Origin of the sequence: Novosphingobium profundi, assembly GCF_018491765.1 — a bacterium.
In the GTDB taxonomy this organism is placed as follows: domain Bacteria; phylum Pseudomonadota; class Alphaproteobacteria; order Sphingomonadales; family Sphingomonadaceae; genus Novosphingobium; species Novosphingobium profundi.
The window spans coordinates 291,049-316,570 of sequence record NZ_JABWCU010000005.1; the positions used below are offsets into that span (position 1 = coordinate 291,049).

Here is a 25,522-nt window from a genome sequence, read left to right on the forward strand (position 1 = left end):
GGTGGCTTCAGCCGCCCTTGGTGAGCACGAGCCGATTGACGCCGTCCCGGCTTTCGTAGGCCACTTCGTCGGTGCAGCCGTGAATGATCGCGGCGCCGCGCCCGCTTGTGGCGTGCCCCTCGGGCAGCGCGGTGTTCGCGAAGAACGCGGGGGGAACCGGTGAGCCGGTGTCGGTCAGGGTCAGGTGCACCCGCCCACTCTCGATGGCGATGGCGAGGGTGATCGAGCCCGCGTCCTGGCCGACGTAACCGTGTTCGACGATGTTGTTGGCCGCCTCGACGAGCGCCAGTTCGAGCTCGAACAAGGCCATGTCGTCGATGCCGGCCCGGGAGCAGGCCTGGCGCAAGTGCTCGGCCAGCGCGCGCACCGAGGCGAGGTCGGCGGGTACGACCAACTCGCCGGGCGGCGTCGGCTCGTGCCTTGCGTCAGGCGAGGATGGCACGGGCCTCGTCCTCGCTGTCGCACAGCCGAAACAGCGAATCGAGGCGGGTCAGCTCGAACAGTCGGCGCACGCCCGGCGCCGCGCCGACAACCGCGACGCGCCCGCCCGGCCCCATGCGCTTGAGCATCGAGACCAGCACGCCGAGCCCGGTGCTGTCGATGAAGCCGACCGGGGTCAGGTCGAGCAGGATCCGGTCGGGCTGGTCGACCAGCAGGGGATCGAGCGTGGCGCGAAACGGCGCGGCGGCCATGGCGTCGAGGCGCGGCTGCTCGACCGTGATCGTGAGCGGGGAGGCTGGGGCGGTCATTGCGGTCCTTTCAGGGGGGCATTCTCGATAGCGATGAGGGAGAGGTCATCGTCGTTTCCGGCGCGCCCGCAAAAGCGGGCGAGTTCGGCCTCGATGGCCTCGACCGATGCCGGGAGCGACAGCGCCCGGCCGGCCTCGACCCCGGTGCACAGGCGCTCGAGGCCGAATTCCTCGCCAGCGGTTCCGGTGCTCTCGGTGACCCCGTCCGAATAGAGGACGAGCCGCGATCCCACCGGGAAATCGAAGCGTACCGGCTCGTAGGGCGTGTCCGGGAACCAGCCGACCGGCATCGCCCGGCCGCCGGTGAGGACCTCGGTCCGGTCCGGCCGGGCAAGAACGGGCGGGGGATGTCCGGCGCAGATCAGCCAGCCTTCCTCCCACTCGGGCAGCAGCAGGCAGGCCGCGATGGTCGCGTAGTCCTCGTCGCCGCGCTCGCAGACTTCGGCGTTGAGCAGGCCGAGCGCCTCGGACAGCTCTTCGGGCGTCTTGGGGCGCAGCTGGTTGAGGCGGTGATGAAGGTGAAAGGAATCGAGCGCGGCCGGGACGCCGTGCCCCTTCACGTCGATGAGGAACAGCAGCACGCCGCCCTCGCGCAGCGGCGCCGCACCGATCGTGTCGCCGCCCAGTTCGGCGGTCGGGCGGTAGATCAGCGCCAAGTCGAGAGTGCCCATAGTGCCCGGCTCGGGCAGCAGGCGACGTTGCAGGCTGTGCGCGGCCTCGAGGTCGGCGCGCACGTGCTGGAGCGCTTCGCGGGTGCGCTGGTGCGCGCTCGCGAGCATGTTGTTGCGGCGCTCGAGCTTGCGGTGGAGCAGCCGGTTGCGCCGTGCGGTCTCGACCGCGAACTCGAGCTTGATCGCCTCGACCGGCTTTTCGATGAAGTCGTCGACGCCGGCCTCGACCGCGCTGCGCATCGCCTGGGCATCGCCGCGGGCGGTCATCATCAGGATGTGCAGGTAGCCTTCGCGACGGCGCGCGGCGCGCGCACGGCGGACCAGCTCCATGCCGTCGATCCCGGGCATCTGCCAGTCGGTGACGACCATGTCGAAATGGGCCTCGGCCAGGCGCGCAAGCCCGTGGCCGCCGTCACAGGCGGTCTCGACCGAGCAGCCGAAGCCTTCGAGCTGTATGGCCAGCACTTCGGCCATGAGCTCGTCGTCGTCCACGACAAGCACCTTGAGGCGCGAGGAAGGCCGGTTCGGGGAGGGGGGTGCCATCAACGTGATCCGCAATCTGCTTGCCCACGCTTGTAGGGGCCAAGCGTAAACATTTGCAAACCTGCTTGCGATAAGCAACGTGGAGCTACCTATAAGGTTTGTAGGCTGCGAGCCGTTCGCGGCTTCATTCCGAAATTTCAAGAATCTGGCAAGGTCGCTGATGGAAGAAGCCCGAGGTATTCGTACACGTATCAAGGTCGAGAACTGGCGGCGGCGCATCGCGATCGGCGGTGTCGCGCTGGCGCTGCTGGTCATGGCCGGGATCGGCACGCTGCTCTCGAGCGAGGCGCGGCTCTCCGAGGAACTGCGTGTCGAGGAGCTCGCCGCGCAGGATCGCCGGGCGCTGATCCAGTCGGTTCTGTCCGCGCACCAGGACATCGAGACCGGCTCGCGCGGCTACGTGATCACAGGCAAGGAAACGTTTCTCGAGCCTTACCACAGGGCCTTTGCCGACCTTGGCCGCATCGAGCCGGCCTTGCGCCGCGCCTTCCTCGATTCGGGGCAGGAACGCGGGCTGGTCGAGAGCATTTCCGAGCTTTCGCGCCAGAAGCGCCTGTTCGCGCAAGCGACCATCGACGCGCGCCGCGCGAATGACGAGGCGCGGGCCGACGCGATGATCTCGGCGGGCAACGGCAAGCGGCTGATGGACGGCATTCGCGCTAATATCGCCGATCTCGAGCGCCTCCAGTCGGCCGATCTTGCCGAGGCGACAGCGCGCGCGACCCAGGCGCTCGACACGCAGCACACCATGAGCATCACCCTGCTGGTCGTGCTCGCGATTTTGCTCATGGTGGCCTGGATAGCGCTACAGAGCACCAGCGCGAGCCGCGACAAGGTGCTGATCTCGCTCCAGGACCTCTCCTCGCGTCGCAAGGCGATCCTCGAGGGGGCGATGGACGGGATCATCATGATCAATCCCAGCGGCAGCATGGAAAGCGTCAATCCGGCGGTCGAGCGCATGTTCGGCTACGAAGCCACGCAGCTCGAGCGGCGCGACATGGGCATGCTCTTCGCCAACAGTCCGGCAGTGGGGCGCGTGGCGCAAGCGCTCAAGGGCCTCGATCTGCCCGACGATGGGCCTGGCAAATCGCAAGTCTACGAGGCGATCCGCCGCGATGGCTCGGTCTTTCCGATCGAGGTCTCGATCTCGCGCACCCAGCTCAGCGAAGGCGAGCGCTACGTCGCGGTGCTGCGCGACGTCACCGAGCGCCAGCGCATCGAGCAGATGAAGTCCGAATTCGTCTCAACCGTGAGCCACGAACTGCGCACCCCGTTGACCTCGATCGCCGGCTCGCTGGGCCTGCTGCGGGCCAGCGCCAAGGGCATGGACGAGCGCGCCGGCCGGTTGGTCGAGATCGCGCACGGCAATGCCAATCGCCTCGTGCGCCTGATCAACGACATCCTCGACATCGAGAAGATGGAAGCCGGGCGCATGCCCTTCACGATGCGCCTGATCGATCTCGACGCGGCGATCGGCAACGCCATGGAGGCGATCGACAGCTACGCGAGCGAATACGGCGTGAGGGTCGAACGCGCCAAGGGCAGCGCTCCGGGGCCGGCGATGGTGTCGGCCGACCAGGATCGCCTCGGTCAGGTCTTCGATAACCTGCTTTCGAACGCGATCAAGTTCTCCCCGCGCGGCGCCGCGGTCACGCTCGGGATCGAAACCCTTACCGATGGAAGCCAGACGATCGGTTACCTCGTCTCGGTCACCGACCGGGGGCCGGGCATTCCCGAGGAGTTCCAGAGCCGGGTCTTCACGAAGTTCGCGCAGGCCGATTCGTCCGACACCCGCCAGCGCGGCGGCACCGGCCTTGGCCTCAGCATCGTGCGCGAGATCGTGCGCCGGCTCGACGGCGAGGTCGACTTTGTCACCCAGCCCGGCGAGGGGACGACCTTCCGCGTGCGGCTCCCGGCCGCCAATGCCCCCAAGGCCGATCTCACGCGGGCGTCGTCCTCGCCGACCCTGCTGGTCTGCGGCAACGGCGCGGCGACGACGTTCACCGGAGCCTTGCGCAGCGCGGGCTATGGCGTGCGGCTGGTGCACGACCTCGAGGCGGTCAAGGAAATCGCCCGCCACGAACGCTTTGACGGTGTGGTCGTCGACATGGGGCTGCCCGATGGCGGCGGCATTGCGATGATCCGGGCGGTCCGCGAGACTTCGGTCAACGCCCGCACCCAGATCCTCGCCATCGGCGCGCAGCCGGGCGAAAGCGAACTCGACGGGGATGCGGCGGTCGTGCTCGACTGGCTGCGCAAGCCGGTCGACGTGGGCCGGTTGATCAGCAGCGTGACCGCCGCCGCCGACGGGCAGGGCGGGGCCTTGCCCTCGGTCCTGCACGTCGAGGACGACCCCGACGTGGTCAAGGTGATCGACGCGGCGCTCGAAGGGCGGGCGGTGGTCATTTCCGCGAATTCGCTCGAAGCCGCGCGGCGCGCCTTGGCCGAGCACCGCTTTGACCTTGCCGTGCTTGATCTCGAGCTGGCCGACGGCAATGGAACTTCGCTGTTGCCCGACCTTACCAGCGCGGGCAACGGGCCGGTGCCGGTCGTGATCTTTTCCGCCCAGGACGCCGATCCCGAAGTGGCGGACCGTGTCGAAGCTTATCTCACCAAGGCCAGGACCCCGATCAGCGACCTCGTCGCGACCGTCGAGGCCCTGGTCGCCAAGCCCCGCCAGCAGGAGCCGATTTCATGAACATGCGCGTGCTGTACGTCGACGACGAGCCGGATTTGCGCGAAGTCGCGGTCATGTCGCTTGAACTCGATCCCGACCTGGAGGTGCGCGCCTGCGGGTCTGGCGCTGAGGCGCTGGTCCTGCTCGAGAGCTGGGAGCCCGATCTCATCCTGCTCGACCTGATGATGCCCCAGATGGACGGTCCCTCGACCCATCGGGCGATCGTCGAGCGTTTCGGGGACCGCTTCCCGATCGTCTATTTCACGGCGCGGGCCGAGGAAAAGGAAAAGGAGCGGCTGATCGGCCTGGGGGCGCTCGGCGTGATCGCCAAGCCCTTCGACCCGATGAACCTCGCCTCGCAGGTGCGCGCGCATGTCGAACGGGCCTGAGGGTGTCGACCGCCTTGCGGCGGTGCGCGCGCGTTTCCTGGTGCGCCTCGCCGAGGAGCGCGCGGCGCTGGCCTCGGGGGCGCTTTCGGGCGAGGATACGATCATGCTGGTCCACCGCATGGCGGGGCTTGCCGGTACGCTCGGGGCCGACGAGGTCTGCAGCAAGGCGCAGGCCTATGAGCGCGGCCTGCTCGACGCGGACGGGGACGCCGGGGCTCGTGCGCGCAGTCACGCCGAGCTGATCGCGGCCATCGACGGTTATCTCAAGGCCTGAACCGCCCGCGCGGGGACGGGCTCAGCGCCCCCGGCGGAGCTCGACGAGTTCGTAGGACGCCGCGATCATGCCCCAGTCCATGCGGATGAACAGCGCCTCGGGCCCGTGTACCCACAAGTCCGCAGGCTCCCATTCGGGATGCCAGCGCAGCGCGTAGCGCGAGGTGGCGAACGTGCCGGCGGGAACCGTCACGGTCTCCTTGCCGCAATAGGCAACGTCGATCGCGGTGGGCATGGCGTGGAGCCCTTCGTCGCCATTGGCCGAGACCGAATTGGCAATCCCGTGAACGGTGCAGTAGGTGCCCACCGCGTCGGTTCCGCGCGCGAGGGCAACCAAGGCGTCGCCCACCAGCGGATGGAGGCCGAGGTAGGGCGTGCCGCCGGCAACGGGCTTGCGCTGCGAGAGGCGACCCAGCGCGGCGATCTCGCCTTCGCATTCCACCCCGTCCTCGTCGCACAGGAACAACGTCGTGCCCGCGCGTTCCTCGTGGCGCATCACCCGGCAGAAGGCGTCGCGCGGGCGCCCATCGGGGGCGAGCAACATCGAGACGTCGCGGGTGAGGCCGAACTCGTCCATTTCGCACAGCGCGCGCAGCGTGCGCCCACCTGCGCCATGGTCGATCATCTCGAACCATTCGCGCCCGGTTTCCACACCCTTGCTGAGGTACCGGATGCGTCCGGAAACGAATTCACCCACGTCGGCTTCTCCTTGGCTCTTCGCTGATCTGGCGCCGAGGATGGCACAGGTGCCTGCGTGGTGCGCGGCGTGATGCGCGCGCTATCCGAAAGGCGAAAGGGACGGGCGATCAGCCCAGTTCGTGGGCGAGCCAGTCGCTCGCCTGTGCGATCGCCGTCTCGGCCAGCGAGGACATCGCGACGGCTTCCAGGAAGCTGTGCGTCGCACCTTCGTAGACGCGCGTTTCGACACGGGTGCCTGCCTCTTCCAGCTTTCGCGCCATCGCGAGGTTCTCGTCGAGCAGGACGTCGCATCTCGCCACGCATAGCCAGGCCGGGGGCAGGCCGGAGAGGTCGGCGAGCATGGGAATGGCGAGCGGATCGCGGCTGGGCGCAGGGCCGAGATAGGTGTCCCAGAACGCGGCCATCTCGGGTGCGGTCAGCATGTAGCGCTCGCCATCGCCATAGCGCGCGTAGCTCGGGCGCTGGGCGCGGTCGAAGGCGCCGTAGTTGAGCAGCAGTGCGCGCGGCAGGACCTTGCCGGCATCGCGGCGCATCAACGTCGCGGACAGGGTCAGGTTGGCGCCCGCACTGTCGCCGCCAATCGCGAGGCGCGCCGGATCGAGACCATGCGCGGGGCCCTCGGCGTCGAGCCAGTCGAGAACCGCGGCGACGTCTTCGAGCGCGGCGGGGAAGGGGTGTTCGGGCGCGAGGCGGTAGTCGACCCCGAGCACCGCCACTCCCGCGCGTGCGGCGTATTCGCGCATCAGCCGGTCGTGCGTGTCGATCGAGAACAGCGACCAACCCCCACCGTGGAGGTAGACCAGCACCGGCAGCGCCGGATCGGCACTGGGCCGGTGAATGCGCACGCGGATGGCATCGGGGCCGATCCGCAGGTCTTCGCTGGCGTGCATGACCGGCCCGCCGCTGCGCCAGGGCTCGCGCTGGCGCTCGCAGATGGCGCGCAACTCCACGACATCGATCCCCGGACCCGCGCCCAACCTGCGCGAGGCGGCGAACATGCGCGAAAGCCAGTCGCGCACTTCGGGATCGACGTCGTCGTCGGGAAATACGGGTTGGGTCATCGGCAAAGCGGGTCCTTGCTGGCAGCACACGCGGAGCGAATCCGACCGGGCCGGCCGGCCTCGCTCCGCGTGCGCAGGGATCGATCAGAAGTCGGCGGAGACCGACGCCTTGAAGGTACGCGGCTGGCCCTGCAGGACGGCCGAGGAGAAGCTGTCGAAGGCCGAGGCCCAGTAGGCCTTGTCGGCGATGTTATCGACGTTGAAGCGCAAGGTGACCGGCACCTCGCCCGCCGCGAAGACATAGCGCGCGCCGGCGTTGAAGATCGTCCAGCTCGGCAGCTTCAGCGTGTTGGCGGCGTCCACCCACTGCTCGCCGGTGTAGGTCACGCGGCCGGTGAGAGTGAAGCCGGGGAGCGGGGTGTCCCATTCCAGATTGGCGTTCGCGGTCCAGTCGGGCACGCCCTTGGGGGTGGTCCCGGCCAGCGCGTCGGTCGAATCGCGCAGCGTGGTGTCGACGTGGCTGACGCCCGAAATCAGGCGCAGGCCCGGCACGATCTCGCCGTTCAAGGTGAATTCCACGCCCTGGTTTCGCTGCGTGCCGTTGATCGCGTAGACCAGCGTGTCGGCGTCGGTGTAACCGTAGGGCTTGTCGATCTGGTACCAGGCGAGGCTCGCGAACATCGGCCCGACCTTGACCTTGCCGCCTACCTCGTACTGGGTCGAGACATAGGGCGGGAACACGTCGCCGTAATTGGTTGCGCCGAAGCCCGCGGTCGGGCCCTGCTGGAGCGATTCGATGCGGTTGGCGTAGAGCGAGAGCCCGTCCACCGGCTTGACCACGACACCGATCACGGGCGTGATCTTGTCGAGTTCCTGCGATCCGGTGAAGGCGCCGCCATAGGCCGAATAGCTCTTCGTCTCCAGCTTTTGCAGGCGCAGGCCGCCGGTTACGAGGATGCGCTCGTCCCACAGGCCCACGGTGTCCGAGGCGAAGGCCGAGAACGTGGAGATCTTCGAGATCGGGTAGGGATCGTCGAGATCGCCGCCCACCAGCAGCGAGGCAGGCAGGTCGATCTGCTCGACATCGTAGTAGTTGGCCGGCACGCCGGCATAACTGGTGTCGGTGCCGTAGCGGAAATCGTAGGCGTTGCGGTTGACCTGCCAGCTGGCGTTGGCGCCGAACACGATTTCCTGCGTCACCTCGCTGCCCAGCTTGACGCGCGCGCCGGTCTCGACCGCTTCGTTGTTGTCGGTGCGCGGCACGTAGAGCGCGGTCAGGTGGCCATCGCCGGTCTCGGCGTCATCGAGGCGGAAACCGCCATAGATGCCTTGCTCGGAGCCATCGCGTGCGCCCGCCTTGAACCATACGGTCGCGTTGGGGGCGAAGTCGTATTCCGCGTTGAAAACGCCGAACAGGTCGCGCAGGTCGGTGTAGGTGTAGTCTTGCGCGAAGTTGTAGCTCGACGAGGGAATCTCGGGCAGTTCGCTGGTGTAGAGCGTCAGCTTGGGGCGCAAGTGGTCGACGCGCATCTTCTGGTAGGCGACATCGAGGCTCAGGCGCACGGGGCCCGAGTTCCAGTCGAGCCCGACACCCAGGACCTGCGTCTTGCGGTCCTCGCGGTCGATGCCGGTCTGGCCATCCTGGTAGTTGCCGTTGATGCGCACGCCGAAGTCGCCGAAACGGCGCGCGACGTCGAAACTGCCGCCAAAGTGCGAATCCGAGGTGTAGCCCAGGGTTACGCGGTTGAGGTCTTCGTTGCCCGCGTGCTTGAGGAGCAGGTTGACGCTGCCGCCAAGACCCGAGCCGCCGGGCGCCGCGCCGTTGAGGAAGGCCGAAGACCCGTTGAGCACCTGCACCTGTTCGAACAGCTCGGGCGCGATCAGCTGGCGCGGGGTGATGCCGTAGAGGCCGTTGAGGCCGACGTCGTCGCCGTAGAGCTCGAAGCCGCGGATCACGAAGCTCTCGGCCGCGTTGCCGTAGCCGTAGGTGGTGCGCACCGTGGGGTCGTTCTCGAGCACTTCGCCGAGCGAACGGGGCTGCTGGTTGAGGATCAGCGTCTCGTCGAAGCTGCGCAGGTTGAAGGGCAGGTCTTCGGCCGCCTTGGTCCCCAACACGCCCGCCGAGCCGCCGTTCTCGACATGGGTGGCGTTCTCGCGCTGGGCGGTGACGACGATGTCCTGCGCGCTCTTCGTCTCTTGCGCAAAGGCTGGCGCGGCGCCGAACGCAAGAATGGCGGCGAGCCCGATCCGGCTGGCGTCGCCAAGCTGGCCCAGCGTGCGCGTGGAAGTGGTCGGCATGGTTTGATCCCTCATCTGGGCACCCCCTGTGGTGCAAACGGCTGCAGCGCCGGGTGTCTCCCCCCGGAGTCCCGTCATGGCACGCAGACTGGACAAGCACTAGTCCATGCGAAACATCCAGTTTGCGACGTTCTGGGGGGCCAAGTGCCTCTCGTTCGGCGGGGCGCCCGTCGACCCGGTGCCCTCCGGACCGGCCGGTCGGGGCATATCGCCTGCGTTCAAGCGGGAGCTATCCGTGCACGGCGGCCGCGAGCGTGGCGATGGCCCGGCGCGCCTCGCTCGCATCGAGGCTGGCGAAGCCGAGACGAAGGCCCTTCTGCGCGCTTTCGCGGCTCATGAAGGAGCGGTGGCTGGCAAAGCGCAAGCCCGCCGCACGCGCGCGCTCCTCGATCGCGTCGAGGTCACCAGCGAAGCGGACCCAGAAGGCGAGACCGCCATCGGGCAGGGTGAACTGCGCCGCGCCGGCCAGTTCCTCCTCGAGCAGCGCGGCAAAGGCGCTGCGACGTTCGGCGTAGACCCGCCAGGCCTTGCGCGCGTGGCGGCGCACCTCGCCGCTCTCGATGAGGTCGGCGCAGGTCTCCTCGGTCACGGTGTTGCCCATGCCGTCGGTCAGCGAGACGCGGTGCGCAATCGCGGCGATCACCGGCTCGGGCGCGGCGAGATAGCCGATGCGCAGCGCGGGCAGGAGCAGCTTGGACATCGAGCCGAGATAGATCACCTGTCCCGGCGCGTAACCGGCCATGGGCAAGAGCGGCTGCGACTGGAAGTGGAACTCGTGGTCGTAGTCGTCCTCGATGATGGCGACGCCGAACTGACGCGCGACGTCGAGCACCTGGAGGCGACGTTCGGGGCGCAGCGCGACCGTTGTCGGGAACTGGTGGTGCGGCGTGAGGAACACCGCGCGCACCGCATGGCGCCGGCACGCGGCAACCATTTCGGCGACGTCGATCCCTTCCTCGTCGAGCCCGACCGGGATCACCACCCCGCCGAGGGCACGGATCGCGGCGACGGCAGGTTCGTAAGTCAGTTCCTCGACGATCACCGCGTCGCCCGGGCGGATCAGCACCTGCAGCGCGAGGAACAGGCCGTTCTGGCTGCCCCGCGTGATGCAGATGTTGTCGCAAGTGAACGGGAGCCCGCGCTGCGAGCGCAGCATCTCGGCAATCTGTTCGCGTAGCCGCTCGGTCCCGCGCGGGTCGCGGTATTGCAGGCGGTTCCCGCGCGAGGCGCGCTGGACCGCCGCGCGATAGGCGCGCGCGAGCTGGTCGGCGGGGAACAGGCGACCATCGGGCGCCCCTTCGTCGAGCTTGATCCCGGCACCGCCAGGCAGCGCCAACGGCCGCGCGGGCGGCGGCGTGAAGCGGTACTGCGGCTCGTCGTCGAGCAGGGCGGGCATGGCCGCGCTGGGCGCAGGTGTCGGCGACTTGGGCAGGGCGCGCGAGACGACGGTGCCGCGCGTGCCTTCGGTCGAAAGCCAGCCTTGCGCGATCAGGTCCTCGTAGGCGAGCACCACGGTCTTGCGGTTGACCCCGAGCGCCGCGGCAAGGTCACGGCTGCTCGGCAGGAAGGTGCCCGAAGGCAGCCGCCCGGTCTCGATGTCGCGGATGAGCGCGTGGACGATCTGCATGTACATCGGCGCTTCGCGTCCGGCATCGATTCGTTCTCCGAGCGAGATCTGCCAGGGGCGAAGCATGGGCGGTGTCCTGTATCGGGAAAGTGGAGTGGGGCGCGAAATGTCTTGGACCATGGTATTAACGTCAATTGGTTCTTGTCTAGGGTCCATCTCGCCGCAATCCTGTCACTCTCGATCCGGCACCTCTCGTGGAAGACGAAGGGGGCCGGTCCCATCCCTTGCGCGCAGGCCCGGCCTGCAGGAACGTGCCATGCTCAACCCCAAGTTCGCCCGATACGGCGCCGAGGATCTGCGCCGCCTGATCGCGGATTACCCCATGGCCTGGGTCCTGGCGCCGGGCGCGCCGATCGAGACGGCGACGCTGCTGCCACTGCTCGGATCCTACGACGCCGATGGCCGGTTGACGGGCCTCGTCGGCCACATGGTCCGCCGCCGCGAACTCTTGGCCCGGCTCTCGCAAGACCCCCGCGTCCAGGTCCTGTTCACGGGGCCTCAGGGCTACGTTTCGCCCGAGCACGCCGGGCGGCGCAACTGGGGGCCGACCTGGAACTACGCCGCGCTGCGCATCGAGGCGCAGGTGCGCTTCGATGCGGCGCTGACCGGACCCGCGATCGCGCAGCTGGTCGATCAGTGCGAGAAGGGGCGCGGCGCGCCCTGGACGAGCGAGGAACTCGGGAGCCGCTACACCGGCATGCTCGAGGCGGTGATCGGCTTCGAGATGACGGTCACCGCGCTCGACGCGACGTTCAAGCTGGCGCAGGATGAGGATGACGCGGTGCTGGCAAACCTCGTCGAGGCTCACCCCGATCCGGCGCTGCGCACGTGGATGCGCGCGCTCAACGCGGACCGCCTCGCACCGGATATGGGGCGGACGGAGCACGGGAACGCGACTTGAGGAAGGGACGAGAAGCGATGACGGGGCGCGAATTCTGGATGGCGGTGCACCGCTATTCGGGCCTTGCCATTCTCGTTTTCCTCGGCTTCGCGGCGTTGACCGGATCGCTGCTCGTGCAGATGCACCCGCTCGACCGATGGCTCAACGCCGATCTCTTCGCGCAGGAACGTGCGCCCACCGCGCCGTCGGTGGCGCCGCTCGTTGCCGCGTTCGTCCGCACCCATCCCGAGTTCGCCGTGCGCTCCTTCCCGCTGACGGTCGCCGCCGATGCGCGCATTCCGGTAAAAGTCGAGGCGGGTGAGGGCGCGGCCGGCGTGGACCAGGTCTTCCTCGACCGGACCACCGGGGCACTGGCCGGCACGCGCTCGACCCGGGCCGCCTTCACCCGGCGCGGGGCCGCCGAACTGCTTCACGATGTCCATTACACGCTGCTGATGGGAACGGGCGGGCGCTGGTTCATGGGGGCGATGGCGCTCGTCTGGCTGATCGGCAATCTCGTCGGCGTCTATCTGACCTTGCCCGAACGCGGAGCCTTCTGGGCGCAGTGGAAGCGCAGCTGGCGCTTCAGCTTCAAGAGCGTGTTCGCGCGCCAGATGCTCGATTTCCACCGCGCTTCGGGCTTGTGGCTGCTGCTTCCGCTGACCTTGCTGGCGTTGACCTCGGTCTGCCTCAATTTCTTTTCCGAGGGTTATGGCCCGCTGGTCGAGCGCCTCGTGCCCGAGCGTGCGCAGCCGCTGCCCGCCAGTCCGGCGACAGGGCCGCTCGATTTCCCGAAGGCGGTCGCGGCCGCGCGGGAGGTGGAGCAGGGGCTTCGCGGGCACTGGCGACCCGCGAGCGTCATCAACGATTTAAATCACGGGCGGATCGGCGTGACGCTGACCGAGAGCGGGACCCTGTCCTACGATGATCTCGGGCCGATCTACCTCTATTTCGAGGCTGCGAGCGGCCGTCTCGTCGAAGTCGACGATCCCTATCACGGCAATGCCAACCTGGCGATGTACCGCTGGCTCTATCCCGTCCACAGCGGCCATGTCGCAGGGGTGGCGAGCGAGATCGCGGTGTTCCTGCTGGGGCTGGTCGTCTTCGCGATGTGCGTGACGGGGATCTACCTGTGGTGGAAGAAGCGGCCGGGCCGTCTCCGGCAACGCCGGCGGCGCAAGGCAGGTCCGAGGGGCAGGCCCGAGGGGAGCATGACGTGAGGAAAGTGATCGGGCGCGGGGTTCTCCTTGCAGGTGTCGGACTTTGGGCCGGGCTGGGGGCCGCGACGGCGCAGGCGCAATTGCCGATCACCCCCGAGCGCGTGATCGAGGTGCACCCCGATCGCACGACCTGGTCCTCGCTCGACGTCGCGCCCGACGGCAAGACGATCGTGTTCGACGTGCTGGGCGACCTCTACACGATGCCGGCCAGCGGCGGGAAGGCGCGCCAGCTCAGCGAAGGCCTCGCCTTCGACAGCCAGCCGCGTTTTTCCCCCGACGGGCGGTGGATCACCTTCACCAGCGACCGGAACGGCTCGGAGAACGTCTGGATCGCGCGCGCCGACGGGACGGGCGCGCGGGTCGTCTCGAGGTTCGACGACGAGACGGTGCTGGTCTCACCCACCTGGAGCGCGGACGGCACGTCGGTCTTCGCCAGCCGCTTCCGGCCTGACCTCAACAATTACGAACTCTGGCGCTTCCCGCGCGAGGGTGCGGGCGAACTCGTGGTGCCGGTCAAGCCTTCGGCCGAGGCCCCGCGCGAGGCCTGGCGCTCGACGCTCGACGCCTCGGCCTCGGCGGATGGGCGCTGGCTCTACTACGCGCGCCGGGTGGGCGGGCTCGAGTTCGACGTGCCCACGCGCTGGACGATCCTGCGCCGCGATCTGGCCAGCGGGACCGAGCAGGAGGTGATCGCAGGGCCCTCGGGGCGCGGCACGCAAGAAGACGCCTATTTTGCGCCGCGCATTGCGGGTGATGGGCGCCATCTCGCCTATGTCACGCGCCGCGAGGGCAAGTCGATGCTGCGCCTGCGCGACCTTGCAACGGGCGAGGACCGACCGCTCGGTGAAACGCAGCTCGATGCGATGCAGGCCTCCTCGTGGCAAGGCATGGTGCCGGGCATGGCCTTCACGCCCGATGGCGCGGCGCTTGTGTTGAGCCGCGACGGCCACTTCGAGCGCCAGCCGACCGATGGCGGCGGGGCCAAGCTGCTCCCCCGCATGATCGACGCGCGGATCGCGCTTGCGCCCTCGACGCGGTTCTCGATCCGCGAGGAGACGGGACCGGTCGTGTCGAAGCTGGCGATGGATCCGGCAACCTCGCCCGACGGGACGCGGGTCGCCTTTGCGGCGCTCGGTGGCCTGTGGATCCAGACGCTGGGGGAAAGCGCCGCGCACCGCCTGCCGATCGATCTCGACCTGCCGATGCAGCCCGCCTGGCGACCCGATGGGCAAGGGTTGGTCTTCGCGACCTGGTCCGAGGCCGAGGGCGGCGCCCTGTGGACGGCGCGCAGTGACGGCGAAGCGGCGCGCAAGCTTCCCGCGCTTCCCGCCTACTACCGCGATCCGGTCTATACGCCCGACGGCGCGCACATCCTCGCGCTGCGCTCTTCCATCGACGAGCGGCGGCAGAACTTCTTCGAATACGGACCCTTGCGGGCCAGCGATCTGGTCGCGATCGATCCTGCGAGCGGCGCGGCGCGGGTCATCGCGCATGGACGTTTCGGGGGGCGCGCGCAATTCACGGGTGAGGCGGACACCGCCTACCTCTTCAGCGGGCAGGGACTGGTGCGGGTGAACCTTGGCACCGGGCGCGTCGACCCGGTGGCGCAAGTGACGGGCCCGTCCTACTATTTCGTCGAGGGCAATTCGCCGGTCGATGCCATGCGCATCAGCCCCGATGGTCGGTCGATCGCGGCCAGCATCGGCGATCGCCTCTACGTCCTGCCGCGCCCGGCCGATCCGACCACGACGCTCGACGTGCTTGCGAAGGACAGTCCGGCACGGGTCCTGCCGGGTTCGGGTGCGGACTGGTTCGAATGGAGCGCCCCCGGGCAGCTCGACGCGACGCTGGGCACCGGGTGGACCCGCTACGACACCAGCGGTGCCACCGGGCACGAGGCGATGCGCCTCGTCGCCCGTCTGCCGCGCGCGGTGCCGCGAGGCTCGCTCCTGCTCCACGGCGCGCGGGTGCTGACGATGGCCGATGACGACCGCGTGATCGAGAACGCCGACGTGCTTGTCACCGGGGATCGGATCGCCGCGATCGGTCCGGCCGGAACGCTCGAGGTGCCCGAGGGGACCACCGTGCGCGACGTCACCGGCAAGACGATCCTGCCTGGCTTTATCGACGTCCATGACCATATCGGCGAGATCCGCCGCACCAACTGGTCAAGCGAGCAATGGGGCCTGCGCGCGCGCCTTGCCTATGGCGTGACTACCAGCTTCGACCCCTCGACGCTCAGCATCGACCACATCGGCTACGAGGGACTGGTCGATGCCGGGCTGATGCTGTCGCCGCGCCTGCGCTCCACGGGGCCGGCGGTCTTCTCCAAGGTGCGCATCGCCTCGCCGGACGACGCGCGCCGGGTCCTCGCGCGCTATTCGGATGGCTATCGCCTGTCCAATCTCAAGGAATACCGCACCGGCGACCGCGAGGTGCGCCAGTGGCTGGCGATCGCCGCGCGCGAGCAGCATCTCCTGCCCACCACCGAGGGGGCGCTTGCGCTCAAGCTCGACCTCACGCAGATCCTCGATGGCTACGCGGGCAACGAACACGCCTTGCCCGCCCCGCCGCTCGGCGATGATCTGATCGCGGTGTTGAAGGCGATGCGCACGAGCTACGACACCACGCTTTCGATCACCAATTCGGGTTCGCCCGCGACCGACTGGTTCGTCGCGCACGAGGATCCGGTGGTGGACGACAAGCTGCGGCGCTTCTGGCCCGGCAACGCGCTGCGCCAGCGGCTGGAGCCGAGCCGGTCGTTCGTGCCGCTGGCGCAGGAACGCTTTCCCGTCATCGCGCGCGACCTTGCGCGGCTGGCCGAGGCGGGGGTGCTGGTGGGCATGGGCTCGCACGGCGAAATGCCCGGGATCGGCTACCACTGGGAAATGGAGGCGCACGTGCTGGGCGGCATGAGCGCGCCGGCGGTGCTCCACGCCGCGACCGCAGGTTCGGCCGAGACGATCGGACGGCTGGCCGACCTTGGCACGCTCGAGCCGGGCAAGCTCGCCGACCTGCTCGTGCTCGACGCCGACCCGCGCGCCGACATCCGCAACGCGCGGCGGATCGCCTCGGTGATGCGCGGCGGCTTTCTCTACGAGGGCACCACCTTGCGCGCGCTCTGGCCGGTGGCCGGGTCGGCGCCCCACGCCTGGTTCGAAGGCAAGGGCAGCGAGAACTGGCTGGCGACCCCGATGCCGGGGCACCTGCCGGATTGAGGCGGGTGCCCGGGCTGTCGTCCGCGCAGGCTCAGGGCTGGGCGGGCTCGGGCTCGGCCTGCAGGGCGGGTTCGACGGCAGTCGGCGTGGTCGCGGGAGCCACGGGGGCGACTTCGCTCGTGGATGTGTCGGTTTCGGGCGGCTGGGCTGCGTCCTCGGCGGGCGCGTCCTTCGTCTTTCGCGCAGTGGGCATCGTCGGCCCGTAGACCGGCACGACATCGGGCAGGATGCGGCCGTGGAGCGCCTCGATCTCGGCCTTGCGCTGGCGCAAGTAGAGCTCGCGGTAGGTCGCGTAAGGGTTGTCCTGCTCGCGGATGCGGCCGATCTCGTCGTCGAAGGCCGCGCGCTCGCCGAGCTGGTTGAGCACGATCATCGGGATCGCGACTTCGGGCTTGGTGAAGGGCTTGCCGAGCAGCGCAGGCGAGACGAGGTTGTCCACCGTATCGCCGATGAGATCGCGCACCGTCGTCGGCCCGATGATCGGCAGGTACATGAACGGACCGGGGCCAACGCCGTAGTAGCCCAGCACGTTGGCAAGGCCGTTGGCGCGGTAGGGCAGGTTGAACGGCTCGCGCTTGGCGACGTCGATCAGACCGGCAAGGCCAAGCGTGGTGTTGACGAGGAAGCGCCCGGCGGTCTCGAAGGCCTTGCCCGGCTTGAGCTCGAGCATGAAGGCGAGGAACACCACCGGTTCGCCCAGGTTCGTGAAGACGTTGCGCAGGCCCTGGCGGACCGGGCGCGGCAGGCCCTTGTTGTAGACCTTGGCGACCGGCTCGACGAGCGCCTTGTCGACGCCCTGGACGATCGAGAACGATTGTTCGTTGATGCGTTCGAGCGGATCGCCCGGCGGCGGGGGTGAGCGGCGCATGACGATGATCTCGCCGCCGACCGTTTCGGGCGGACTGTCGTCGCCGGTGCCGGGGTCGGGCACGACCGAGGGATCGGGCTCGAGCAACAGCGGCTCGGCCGGAGCGGCGTCGACCGAGGCGGGCGGTGCCACGTCGGGAAGGGGGGATGCCGGTGCGGGAGCCTGCGCCGTTTCGGCGCTTTGCGGTGCCTGGGCAAGGGCGGCGTCCGGGCTGGCGGTCCCGATCATCAATGCGACAGCAGCGGCCGTCAGACTCATTCCATCGTCCTTGTCAGACAGTGCGCGCGGCGCGCATGGGCCGGCCTTGCTGAGTGCACCGTGCATCGGCCGCGGGCTCGAGCGGGGATCGAGGGGGTGGATCGCGACCTGACGGGCATTCTCCAATGCCGCTATGCAACAAAGCCAGTTTCGTCAATCGCGCGAGACTTCGCAACCCCTCTCGTGCGACGAACCGAGCCTTGGAGTGCGACCGGAATTCCCTCGCGCAATCAGTTCTCTTGGCAGGTCCCCTGGCGCGCGGCCTCGAGGATCGCCGCACCCATCGCCTCCCAGTCGTAGGCGGCCCGGGCGTGCGCCACCATGGCGGTGGTGTCGGGCGGGTCGGCGAGCAGGACGCCGAGCGCCTGTGCGCAGCGCCGGGCGGAGGCCTCGGGTTCGGCGGGGTCGATCTCGATGCCGTGGATCCAGCGGGCGGCGTCCGGGTCAGCGCGTGCGCTATGTTCGTTGCACAGGACCGCTAGGCCGCTCGCCATCGCTTCCTGCACGACGAGCGGGAAGCCTTCGCCGACGCTGGGCAGGACGAGGGCATCGGCGCTGCGGTAGAGCGCGGCCAGCGTGGCGCGGTCGAGCGCGCCGAGCGGGTGGACGTTGGCGAGGCCCCATTGCGCAGGGTCGAGCGGGCCGGTCCCGGCCAGCGCGAAAGTGACGTCCGGGCGAAGCCTGGCCAACGCCCGCAGCACCGGGAGCCCTTTCTTCTCGACCAGCCGGCCGGCGAAGAGCGCGAGCGGGCGATCACCGGGCAACCCGTGCGCGGCGCGCACGTGCGCCATCCGTTCGGCGCGCTCGTCCGGGGCGAAGGGGTGGAAGAGCGCGGTGTCGACCCCGTTGAAAAGCAGCTGCGACTGGCGTGCAGGGCGAGGGCCAAGGAGGTCTTCGCGCACGCTCGCGCTGATGAAGACGAGCGTGCGCGCGGCGCGCAGCATCGGGCGGGTGACGAGGGTGTTGGCAAGGCGCATCAGCGCGCGCAGGGCCGCGCTCTGGAAGGGGATCGCGGAGATGTGCTGGATCAGCACCTCGGGTACGTGCGCGCGCCGCGCGAAGATCAGCGCGGCGATCGAGGTGAGGTAGAGCGAATCGTGGATCACCACGAGGTCCGCGGCACGAACTTCGGCGCGCAGCCGCGCGAGCGCGCGCGGCGAGGGGAGCAGAAGGGGCAGGCCGTTGATCCGCTCGAGCGGGTTGGCGCAGTCGAGGGCGAGGGTGCGGTAGGGCGCCTTGTCCGGTTCGTTGGCGCCGGCTGCCCCGGCTTGCGCGCAGGCCGCCCAGGTGACCGCGTGCCCGGCTTTTGCGAAGACCCGGCACAGTTGCCCCGCGACGCGCTCGATCCCCCCACCGTGCGCCTCGTGGAAGTTGCTGACCATCAGGATCTTCACGGGGGCGAGGCACCTTTGCGCGTGGGGCGAGGTGCCTCTTTTCCCGCTCGCATCCGCGGCGTCAAGCGCCGCCGCAGGACCTACGGCGCATCCGAACCCGCCAGCAGCACGCCGTTGAAGAGGAACTTGAAGGTGGCGAAGGGCTGGCCGCGCTGCGTCACCTCGGGGGCCATGAGATAGACGTGGCCCTTGCCGAGGCCGCTCTCGACGATGCCGGCCCCGCCATTCAGCCGCTTCTGGCCCCAGGCCCAGCCCGAGACGAGCGGGTCGTCGCGGTCGAACCAGCTGACCGCGTGCACCGAGGCGTCGTCGGGGCGGAAGACCGGGTTGTTGTTGTAGAACAGGTTGACCCGGGGTGCGACGCCGAAGGCGAGCGGATCGGTGCTGTCGACTTTTGCGCTCAGGATCGATCCGGGGACGTAGAAGCTGTTCGCGGAGACCTTCTGCACCTTGCCGTCGGGCCCCTTGGGCGCAAGCAGGTTGGTGACCGGCACGCCCAGCGCCTCGCCCATGCGCGTGGCGTTGCCCACGGCGATGACCGTGCCGCCGGCCCTCGCGAAGGCGGCGACTTGCGGGAAGGTCTTCTCGGGCGTGATCGTGCCCAGCATCGGCCGGTAGGCGGCGGGGATCGTCGCGGCTTCGGGCTGGGGGCGCGAGGGTCCGCCTTCGCGGCCGAGGACGTCGCTCTGGAACACCAGCGCGTCGTACTTCGCGGCAAGGCCGCCCTTGTCGAGCGCCTGGGGATAGACCAGCTCGTAGGGGAATTCGTATTGCTCGAAGATCCAGCGCGTCCAGCCCGAGGCCATCGAACCGCCGTAGACGTCGACGAGGCCGATCTTCACCGGCTTGATCGCGATCGCCGTGCCCGAGGGCCTGGCCTCCTGCGCATAGGCGTCGAGGCCGAGCGGGCCGACACCGGCCGCGACGATGGCGGCGGCCTTGGCCGAGGCCGGGATCCACAGCGCGCCCGGCGCGAGCGTACGGCCCGCGACGCTTGCGCCCTCCTTCAGCCAGAACACCGGCAGGCCCGCCTTGAGCAGGCGGTTGGTGAGCGTGAAGCTGGTGTTGACGCCGTGGTCGACGATCCAGCCCGCCTTGCCGTCGCCCACAACGCGGCCCGGCGGCGGGGCGGCGATTACCTCGCCCACGAGCGGGAAGGCGGGCGGCGGCGCGTCGAGCACGCGATCGAAGGCGACGTTCATCTGCAGCGCCAGCGTATAGCCGGTGACGTCGTAGGGCTTGATCGGCGGGCCGCCTTCATATGCGAAGTCCTGCGGGTGATCCTGCGGCTCGAACATGTCGAGCACGTGCGGGCGGAAGGCCTGATCGGTGCGCACCACGTAGCTGCCCGCGGGATAGCTCTTGCCCGCGAAGGTGAAGGCGGCGGGCGCCTGCTGCACCTCGATGCCGGTCTTGATCAGCGCGTTCACGAAGCGCACGGTAGTCGGCATGTCCTGCTGAGCGTCGGCGGGCAGGATGTAGGCGCGCGGCGCGCGCGTGTCGGGGGCGTGGAGCACGCTTTCGTAGAGACTGGCGGGCACGATCTTCTCGGTTCCCCAGCTGAAGGTTCCGGCGGTCTCCTCGGGGCCCGGCGGGGGCATTGTCTTCGCAGCTTCGCGGACCGCCTCGAGCCGCTTGGGGGTGACGACCCAGGCGTCGGTGCTGCCCTTGGCGATCTCGTTGCGGCCCATCACATAGCGGTTGTACTGGATCGTCTCGCGGTAGCGCGAGGCGTAGTCGAGGATCGCGCGGTCCATCTCCTTCACGTAGTCGAGCGACTGCTGGAAATGCCATTCCTGCGGCGCGATCGGGAGCACCTCGTCCTGCCGGGGAAGCTGGTTCTCGGGCACCAGCGGGATCTTGAGCGGGGTCGGGTTGCCGATGATCTCGGTGAGGATGCCGATCTGGTTGTGGAAGTAGCCGATGGTGCGGATGCCGCCGTTGAACCAGGTCGAATAGGGTGCGGCCGAGCGCATGGCCGAGCCGCCCATGCCCTTGGCGACGAGCCGGGCGTGCATCATCTGCCCGACCACGTCGGTCTGGTTGATGACGAGCGGCTCGTTGTTGAAGTTGTAGGGGTCGCGGAAAGGCGGGATGAACACCACCGCGCCCAGCGGGCCGGTCTGGTGCTGGTTGTAGAGGATCTGGGGGAACCACTCGCGATAGCCCGCGCGGTTCATGTTGGTCGTCTCGGGCTGGGTCGAGGCGAAGCTGTCGCGGTTGTTATCGTGGCCGATGTACTTCTGGTAGAGCACCGGGATCGAGTCCGTGGTGCGCTTGCGGGGATCAGCCATGTACCAGTCGGCGACGAGTTCGAGCCCGTCGGGATTGGCGAAGACGAAGAGCATGATGTCGTCGCCCAGCAGGCGCAGTGTCTCGGGATCGTTGCGGGTGAGCATCTCGTGGATGATCTGGACGTGGCTCTGCGCGTTGACGACTTCGCTGGCGTGGAGTCCGGCGTCCATCCATACCATCGCGCGCCCTTCGGCGGCGAGCGCGTGGGCGGCCTCGTCGTCGAGCCCCTTGGCGAGCGCTAGCTTCTGCGCGATCGCGCGGTACTTCTCCAGGTCGCGGATGTTCTCGGGCGAGGAGACGACGGCCATGTACTGCTCGCGCCCCTCGGCGGTCTTGCCGATCGAGACCAGCTTGATGCGGTCGCTTTCCCTGGCCACCTGCTGGAGCCAGGCGGAAATGCGCGTGTAGTCGGCGAGGAAGTAGTCCGCGCCGACCGTGCCGCCCACCATCTTTTCGGGCGGCGTGATCGCGGCGCTGGTGGCAGGTGCGTCCTCGGCCGCGACCGGGGTGGCACCGAGCGGAAGCGCAAGGCAGGTGGCGGCAAGCAGCAGAGGGCGAAGGGTCATCGGTCAGCTCCTGTCGGCCGCCGCGGCGGCGTGGTCGAATGGGATGGGAAAAAGGGAGGGCAGGCCGGGGTCGGGCCTGCCCGCCAGGATGGGTCGGGTGAACCGGGGGCCAATACCAACCGGCGTTGAGCTTGACTCATCGCAGGTTGCTCAAGCCCGCGCGGCGCTTGAGCGTTTCAAGCTGTTGATGCGTCAGCATCACTGCAGCTTGATATAAGGTCAGCGCGCCTCGGCGAGGGTCAGAACGGTGGCAAGGCCGGTCGCCATGTTGGCGAGGTCTTGCGGCGGGTTCATGGTGAGCCCTTCGTCGAGCGAATGGGCGCGGAAGGTCTCGAAGCCGGAGCCCAGCGTGACCGCCTCTATGCCCAGGCTCATGGGGATGTTGCTGTCGGTCGATCCGGCGCCGAGGCGCGGTTCGAGCCCGCTCTGGCGCACCACGGCCGTGGCGACCTCGACGATATGCGCGCTCTCGGGGGTATTGCCGACGGGGCGGTCGCCGATGAGCTGCGCATCGTAGGTGATCTTGCCGTTGGCGGTCGAGCGGGCGGCGTTCTCCTTGTCGACGGCGGGCTGGAGCATGGCGAGGAACTGTTTCTCCTCGGCCGCGAGTTCGGCCTTGCCGTTCGAGCGCATGTCGATCGTCATGGCGGTGGCGAAGGGGATCGAATTGACCGAGGTCCCGCCCTCGAGAATGCCCACGTTGTAGGTCGTCTTGGGTTGGGCCGGGGCCTGGATCGTGGCGAAGTCGACCATTGCGTTGGCCATGGCGTAGGCCGGGTTGACGAGCCCGAAGGCGCCGAACGAGTGGCCACCGGGACCCTTGAAGGTGACCTTGTAGCGGCGCGATCCGGTGCCTGCGTTGGTCACCCGGCCCGCTTCACCCGGCTCGAACGAGATGAAGTATTTGATGGCGTCCTTGTACTTGCCCTTCTGGAACAGGTAGCGGCTGCCGCGCAAGTCTCCGGGGCCTTCCTCGCCGACATTGCCCATGAACAGGATGTCGGCCTTTGTCGTGTAGCCGGCCCGGTTCATTGCGCGGATGAAGGCGAGCAGGACCGGCAGGCTGGAGGTGTCGTCGCCGATGCCCGGTGCATAGAGCTTGTCGCCCTCGCGCCGCACTTTCACGTTGGTGCCGCCGGGGAACACCGTGTCGAGGTGCGCGGTGACGACGATGAGCGGACCGCCCCCGGTGCCCTTGCGCAGGCCCATCACGTTGCCGACCTCGTCGCGTTCGACATCGCTGAGGCCCTCGGCCTTGAGCATCGCCATGTAGGCCGCGCCGCGGGCATCCTCCTTGAACGGCGGAGCCTCGATCTCGGTGAGGGTGATGATGTCCTGGATGATGCGGTCGTAGTCGCCTTTCAGGGATTCCTTTGCCTTGGCGAACTTGGCGCCCTTCAACAGCGTGGCGGCAGCCTGGTCCTCGGAGGTGGCGGCTCGCGCGCCGGTGGCGGTCAGCGTGCCCGTGGCGGCCAGCGCGAGGGCGGCCGTGGCGGCCAACAGTGTCATTCGCATGGTATCAAGTCCCCTGGATCAGAAGTTGCTGTAGAGCGTGGCGCCCAGCGTGCGCGGCGCGGTGGTCGCCCAGTAGTCGGCGACGCCCGTCGCGCTCGAGATGCTGTTCACGCCCACCGTGTTGAACAGGTTGCGCACATAGAGGAAGACCCCGAGGCGCTCGCTTTCCACGCCCGCGCGCAGGTTGACCAGGCTGTACTTGCCGAATTCGCGGTAGTTGCTGTTGGTCGGGCGGATCTGCGAGGTCATCTTGCCGGTGTAGGTCCAGTCCGCGCGCAAGAGGCCGTTGAAATCCTGGAAGGCCGGGAAGCTGTACTCGGCGCCCGCGCTTGCGGTGATGCGCGGGATCAGCGGCAGGATGTCGCCCTTCAGGCCCGATGCGGAGACTTCGGCGCTGACCTGGTCGGCGGTGAGGCGCGGGTAGAGGTAGTGGAAGCTGCCGTTGAGGTTGAGGCCCATGACCGGCCGGACGCTGGCTTCGGCCTCGACGCCCTCGATCCGCGCCGAACCCACGTTGCCGATGTAGGAGAAGTTGCCATACGTCGCGCGCACCGAGGTCTGCAGGTTGTTCCAGTCGATGCGGTAAGCATCGATGTTGAAGGTCAGCTTGCGGTCGAACCACTGCGTCTTGAAGCCGGCCTCGTAGTTCCACAGCGAGTCCGCCGCGTAAGTCTGCGCCGATTCGGGAATGCCCGGGGTCAGGTTCGCGCCGCCGGGGCGGAAGCCCTGCGAGGCGGTGGCGTAGAACATGATGTCGGGGGCGACCTTGAAATCGAGGTTGTACTTCTGGATGAACCCGTTCGCGTTGGCCGAGACCTCGCGGTAATCGGTGGGTTCCTGGCCGTTGAAGTAGTTGTAGCCCAGGTTCGCGCCGCCCACGGTCTTCTTGTAGTCGTAGTAGCGCAGGCCCGCGGTCAGCGTCAGCGGTTCGAACAGGCGGTAGCTTACCTCGCCGTAGATCGCGGTCTGCTTGACCTCGTCGGTGACGTAGCGCGAGCCGAGGTCGATCACCGGGCTCTGCGGCTCGCCGGTCGCGGGAACGCCCGCGAAGACCATCGTGTCGACCCGGTCGTTGCGGTCCTCGCGGAACAGGCCAAGCGTGTAGCCCAGCGGGCCACTGCCGTTCGAGCTCAGGCGCAGTTCGTTGACGTAGTTGCGCACGAAGCGGGGTTGGTAGTTGCCGATCGGCTGCTGCGCGGCGGCCCAGGTCTGGTAGTCGGCCTGGAGCTGCGCCGAGGTGTACCCGCCGGCATCGCTCGCGCAGGTGCTCGAATCGGTCGAGGCGCCCGCGCTCGTGCCCTGCAGAAGCGATCCCGCATAAGTGTTCTGGTATAGGCCGCAGTAGCGGTTGGAGGCCGCGATGCTGGCGTAGTTGTCCGAGTTGTCGTTGGTCTGGCGCACGTCCCAGCGGTAGAACGAGTTGTTGAGCGCGAGCGTGCCGATCGGGGTCTCCCACTTGGTCTCGAGCGCGTAGAGCTGGAGCTTGTCGTAGGCGGGCGAGGCGATCTTCTGTTCGGACTGGAACTTGCCCACGCTGGGCGCCCACTGCGAGGTGCCGTCGAACTTCTGCGTCTGCACGATCGTCATGAAGTTCATCGCGAGCGTGTCGGTCGGCTCGAAGCCGAGCTGGAAACGTGCGCCTTCGAGCACCGAACGGTTGAGGTTCTTCTTCGAGATCGTCGCATCGTCGACATAGCCCGGGTTCTGCTGGCGGTAGAGCACCAGCCGCGCGCCGAGCACGTTCTCGAACAGCGGTACATTGACCACGCCCTTCATCGAGTAGCCGAATTCCCCGTGCTCGACCGCTTCGCCGCCCAGTTCGGTGGCGCCTTCGTATTCGGCAAGGTCAGGCTTCTTGAAGATGACGCGCAAGGTGCCGCCCATCGAGCCCGAGCCGTAGAGCGTGCCCTGCGGTCCACGCAGGACCTCGACGCGTTCCACGTCGAAGAGATTGAGGTTTGGCGTCACGCCCGAAGGGTCGGAACTGGTGCCCGAGGGGCCGGTCAGCGGCGTTTCGCCGTAATACAGGCCCACAGTACTCTCGCCCGCGGTCTGGATGCCGCGGATCGAGATGCGGGTGCGGCCCGATTCGCCCGCGATCAGGTTGAGGCCGGGCACCTGGCGCACGACGTCGGCGATCCCGGTCGCGCCCAGGCTCTGGAGCGATTTCTCCGAAAGCGCGGTGATCGCGACGGGTGTTTCCTGGACGCGGGTCGAGCGGCGCAGCGCCGTGACGATGATGTCGTCGCCACCGCCTTGCGCGGTGTCCGCCGGTGCAGCGGCCGGAGCCATTGCGTCCTGGGCCTCCGCGCCCATCGGCAGGGCGAGCAGGGATACCGATAACAAGAATGCAGCGCGACCGAAGTTCGTGGCCATGAGAT

The 25,522-nt window shown here is 68.4% G+C and carries 18 protein-coding genes; 6 read left to right on the forward strand and 12 right to left on the reverse strand.

What is annotated here, in order from left to right; translation table 11 throughout:
• Positions 1–7: 7 nt before the first annotated feature.
• The 3 genes from HT136_RS06500 to HT136_RS06510 are packed head-to-tail and all read right to left on the reverse strand — an operon-like array spanning position 8 to position 1,963.
• A complete protein-coding gene (locus tag HT136_RS06500) occupies positions 8–442 on the reverse strand; it encodes an ATP-binding protein (protein ID WP_214198748.1) in 435 nt (144 codons plus the stop codon).
• On the reverse strand, positions 426–749 hold the full coding sequence (locus HT136_RS06505; protein ID WP_214198749.1) for an STAS domain-containing protein: 324 nt from the start codon (positions 747–749) through the stop codon (positions 426–428). Before HT136_RS06505 ends, HT136_RS06500 begins: the two co-directional genes overlap by 17 nt.
• A complete protein-coding gene (locus tag HT136_RS06510; RefSeq protein WP_214198750.1) occupies positions 746–1,963 on the reverse strand; it encodes a PP2C family protein-serine/threonine phosphatase in 1,218 nt (405 codons plus the stop codon). The genes HT136_RS06505 and HT136_RS06510 overlap by 4 nt, the downstream gene beginning before the upstream one ends.
• A 160-nt stretch (positions 1,964–2,123) precedes the next feature.
• On the opposite strand from HT136_RS06510, the gene HT136_RS06515 reads away from it, so the two are divergent.
• From HT136_RS06515 to HT136_RS06525, 3 genes are read left to right on the forward strand one after another with little or no spacing between them, the layout of a single operon-like run.
• On the forward strand, positions 2,124–4,661 hold the full coding sequence (locus HT136_RS06515; RefSeq protein WP_214198751.1) for an ATP-binding protein: 2,538 nt from the start codon (positions 2,124–2,126) through the stop codon (positions 4,659–4,661).
• Positions 4,658–5,029, forward strand: coding sequence for a response regulator (locus tag HT136_RS06520; protein ID WP_214198752.1), 372 nt, complete (start codon positions 4,658–4,660; stop codon positions 5,027–5,029). Before HT136_RS06515 ends, HT136_RS06520 begins: the two co-directional genes overlap by 4 nt.
• Positions 5,013–5,303, forward strand: a complete 291-nt coding sequence (locus HT136_RS06525; protein WP_214198753.1) for a hypothetical protein — start codon at positions 5,013–5,015, stop codon at positions 5,301–5,303. The genes HT136_RS06520 and HT136_RS06525 overlap by 17 nt, the downstream gene beginning before the upstream one ends.
• 21 nt (positions 5,304–5,324) lie before the next feature.
• On the opposite strand, the gene HT136_RS06530 is transcribed toward HT136_RS06525, so the two are convergent.
• From HT136_RS06530 to pdxR, 4 genes are all read right to left on the reverse strand, one after another.
• A complete protein-coding gene (locus HT136_RS06530; RefSeq protein WP_214198754.1) occupies positions 5,325–5,999 on the reverse strand; it encodes a hypothetical protein in 675 nt (224 codons plus the stop codon).
• Positions 6,000–6,108: 109 nt separating this feature from the next.
• Positions 6,109–7,062, reverse strand: coding sequence for an alpha/beta hydrolase (locus HT136_RS06535; RefSeq protein ID WP_214198755.1), 954 nt, complete (start codon positions 7,060–7,062; stop codon positions 6,109–6,111).
• An 84-nt stretch (positions 7,063–7,146) separates the two neighbouring features.
• Positions 7,147–9,300, reverse strand: a complete 2,154-nt coding sequence (locus tag HT136_RS06540) for a TonB-dependent receptor (RefSeq protein WP_246543404.1) — start codon at positions 9,298–9,300, stop codon at positions 7,147–7,149.
• A 229-nt stretch (positions 9,301–9,529) separates the two neighbouring features.
• Positions 9,530–10,993, reverse strand: a complete 1,464-nt coding sequence (pdxR, locus tag HT136_RS06545) for a MocR-like pyridoxine biosynthesis transcription factor PdxR (protein ID WP_214198757.1) — start codon at positions 10,991–10,993, stop codon at positions 9,530–9,532.
• Positions 10,994–11,183: 190 nt separating this feature from the next.
• Between pdxR and HT136_RS06550 the strand changes: the two genes are divergently transcribed.
• The 3 genes from HT136_RS06550 to HT136_RS06560 are packed head-to-tail and all read left to right on the forward strand — an operon-like array spanning position 11,184 to position 16,245.
• The gene (locus tag HT136_RS06550; RefSeq protein ID WP_214198758.1) at positions 11,184–11,828 is read left to right on the forward strand and encodes an FMN-binding negative transcriptional regulator; all 645 of its coding nucleotides are present in this window, start codon (positions 11,184–11,186) and stop codon (positions 11,826–11,828) included.
• A 17-nt stretch (positions 11,829–11,845) separates the two neighbouring features.
• On the forward strand, positions 11,846–13,027 hold the full coding sequence (locus HT136_RS06555) for a PepSY-associated TM helix domain-containing protein (protein ID WP_214198759.1): 1,182 nt from the start codon (positions 11,846–11,848) through the stop codon (positions 13,025–13,027).
• The gene (locus tag HT136_RS06560; protein ID WP_214198760.1) at positions 13,024–16,245 is read left to right on the forward strand and encodes an amidohydrolase family protein; all 3,222 of its coding nucleotides are present in this window, start codon (positions 13,024–13,026) and stop codon (positions 16,243–16,245) included. The genes HT136_RS06555 and HT136_RS06560 overlap by 4 nt, the downstream gene beginning before the upstream one ends.
• A 31-nt stretch (positions 16,246–16,276) precedes the next feature.
• Here the strand turns inward: HT136_RS06560 and HT136_RS06565 are convergent, their stop codons facing one another.
• The 5 genes from HT136_RS06565 to HT136_RS06585 all read right to left on the reverse strand — a co-directional run bounded on the left by HT136_RS06565 (position 16,277) and on the right by HT136_RS06585 (position 25,517).
• Positions 16,277–17,371 carry an MlaA family lipoprotein gene (locus HT136_RS06565; RefSeq protein ID WP_214198761.1) on the reverse strand — a complete coding sequence of 365 codons (1,095 nt, stop codon included), beginning with the start codon at positions 17,369–17,371 and terminating at the stop codon, positions 16,277–16,279.
• Positions 17,372–17,601: 230 nt separating this feature from the next.
• On the reverse strand, positions 17,602–18,765 hold the full coding sequence (locus tag HT136_RS06570; protein WP_214198762.1) for a glycosyltransferase family 4 protein: 1,164 nt from the start codon (positions 18,763–18,765) through the stop codon (positions 17,602–17,604).
• A gap of 80 nt (positions 18,766–18,845) precedes the next feature.
• A complete protein-coding gene (locus tag HT136_RS06575) occupies positions 18,846–21,626 on the reverse strand; it encodes a M14 family metallopeptidase (RefSeq protein WP_214198763.1) in 2,781 nt (926 codons plus the stop codon).
• Positions 21,627–21,845: 219 nt separating this feature from the next.
• Entirely contained in the window at positions 21,846–23,135 is a 1,290-nt protein-coding gene (locus HT136_RS06580; protein ID WP_246543405.1) for a M20/M25/M40 family metallo-hydrolase, read from the reverse strand.
• Between the two features lie 24 nt (positions 23,136–23,159).
• Positions 23,160–25,517, reverse strand: coding sequence for a TonB-dependent receptor (locus tag HT136_RS06585; RefSeq protein ID WP_214198765.1), 2,358 nt, complete (start codon positions 25,515–25,517; stop codon positions 23,160–23,162).
• Between the last annotated feature and the right edge of the window lie 5 nt (positions 25,518–25,522).

Excerpts from the sequence above, each read along its gene's own strand:
- pdxR (WP_214198757.1), bottom strand. The coding sequence starts at position 10,993 with ATGCTTCGCCCCTGGCAGATCTCGCTCGGAGAACGAATCGATGCCGGA.
- HT136_RS06515 (WP_214198751.1), top strand. The coding sequence starts at position 2,124 with ATGGAAGAAGCCCGAGGTATTCGTACACGTATCAAGGTCGAGAACTGG.
- HT136_RS06510 (WP_214198750.1), bottom strand. The coding sequence starts at position 1,963 with ATGGCACCCCCCTCCCCGAACCGGCCTTCCTCGCGCCTCAAGGTGCTT.
- HT136_RS06525 (WP_214198753.1), top strand. The coding sequence starts at position 5,013 with ATGTCGAACGGGCCTGAGGGTGTCGACCGCCTTGCGGCGGTGCGCGCG.
- HT136_RS06575 (WP_214198763.1), bottom strand. The coding sequence starts at position 21,626 with ATGACCCTTCGCCCTCTGCTGCTTGCCGCCACCTGCCTTGCGCTTCCG.
- HT136_RS06555 (WP_214198759.1), top strand. The coding sequence starts at position 11,846 with ATGACGGGGCGCGAATTCTGGATGGCGGTGCACCGCTATTCGGGCCTT.
- HT136_RS06565 (WP_214198761.1), bottom strand. The coding sequence starts at position 17,371 with ATGAGTCTGACGGCCGCTGCTGTCGCATTGATGATCGGGACCGCCAGC.
- HT136_RS06540 (WP_246543404.1), bottom strand. The coding sequence starts at position 9,300 with ATGCCGACCACTTCCACGCGCACGCTGGGCCAGCTTGGCGACGCCAGC.
- HT136_RS06505 (WP_214198749.1), bottom strand. The coding sequence starts at position 749 with ATGACCGCCCCAGCCTCCCCGCTCACGATCACGGTCGAGCAGCCGCGC.
- HT136_RS06585 (WP_214198765.1), bottom strand. The coding sequence starts at position 25,517 with ATGGCCACGAACTTCGGTCGCGCTGCATTCTTGTTATCGGTATCCCTG.
- HT136_RS06580 (WP_246543405.1), bottom strand. The coding sequence starts at position 23,135 with ATGACACTGTTGGCCGCCACGGCCGCCCTCGCGCTGGCCGCCACGGGC.
- HT136_RS06550 (WP_214198758.1), top strand. The coding sequence starts at position 11,184 with ATGCTCAACCCCAAGTTCGCCCGATACGGCGCCGAGGATCTGCGCCGC.
- HT136_RS06535 (WP_214198755.1), bottom strand. The coding sequence starts at position 7,062 with ATGACCCAACCCGTATTTCCCGACGACGACGTCGATCCCGAAGTGCGC.
- HT136_RS06520 (WP_214198752.1), top strand. The coding sequence starts at position 4,658 with ATGAACATGCGCGTGCTGTACGTCGACGACGAGCCGGATTTGCGCGAA.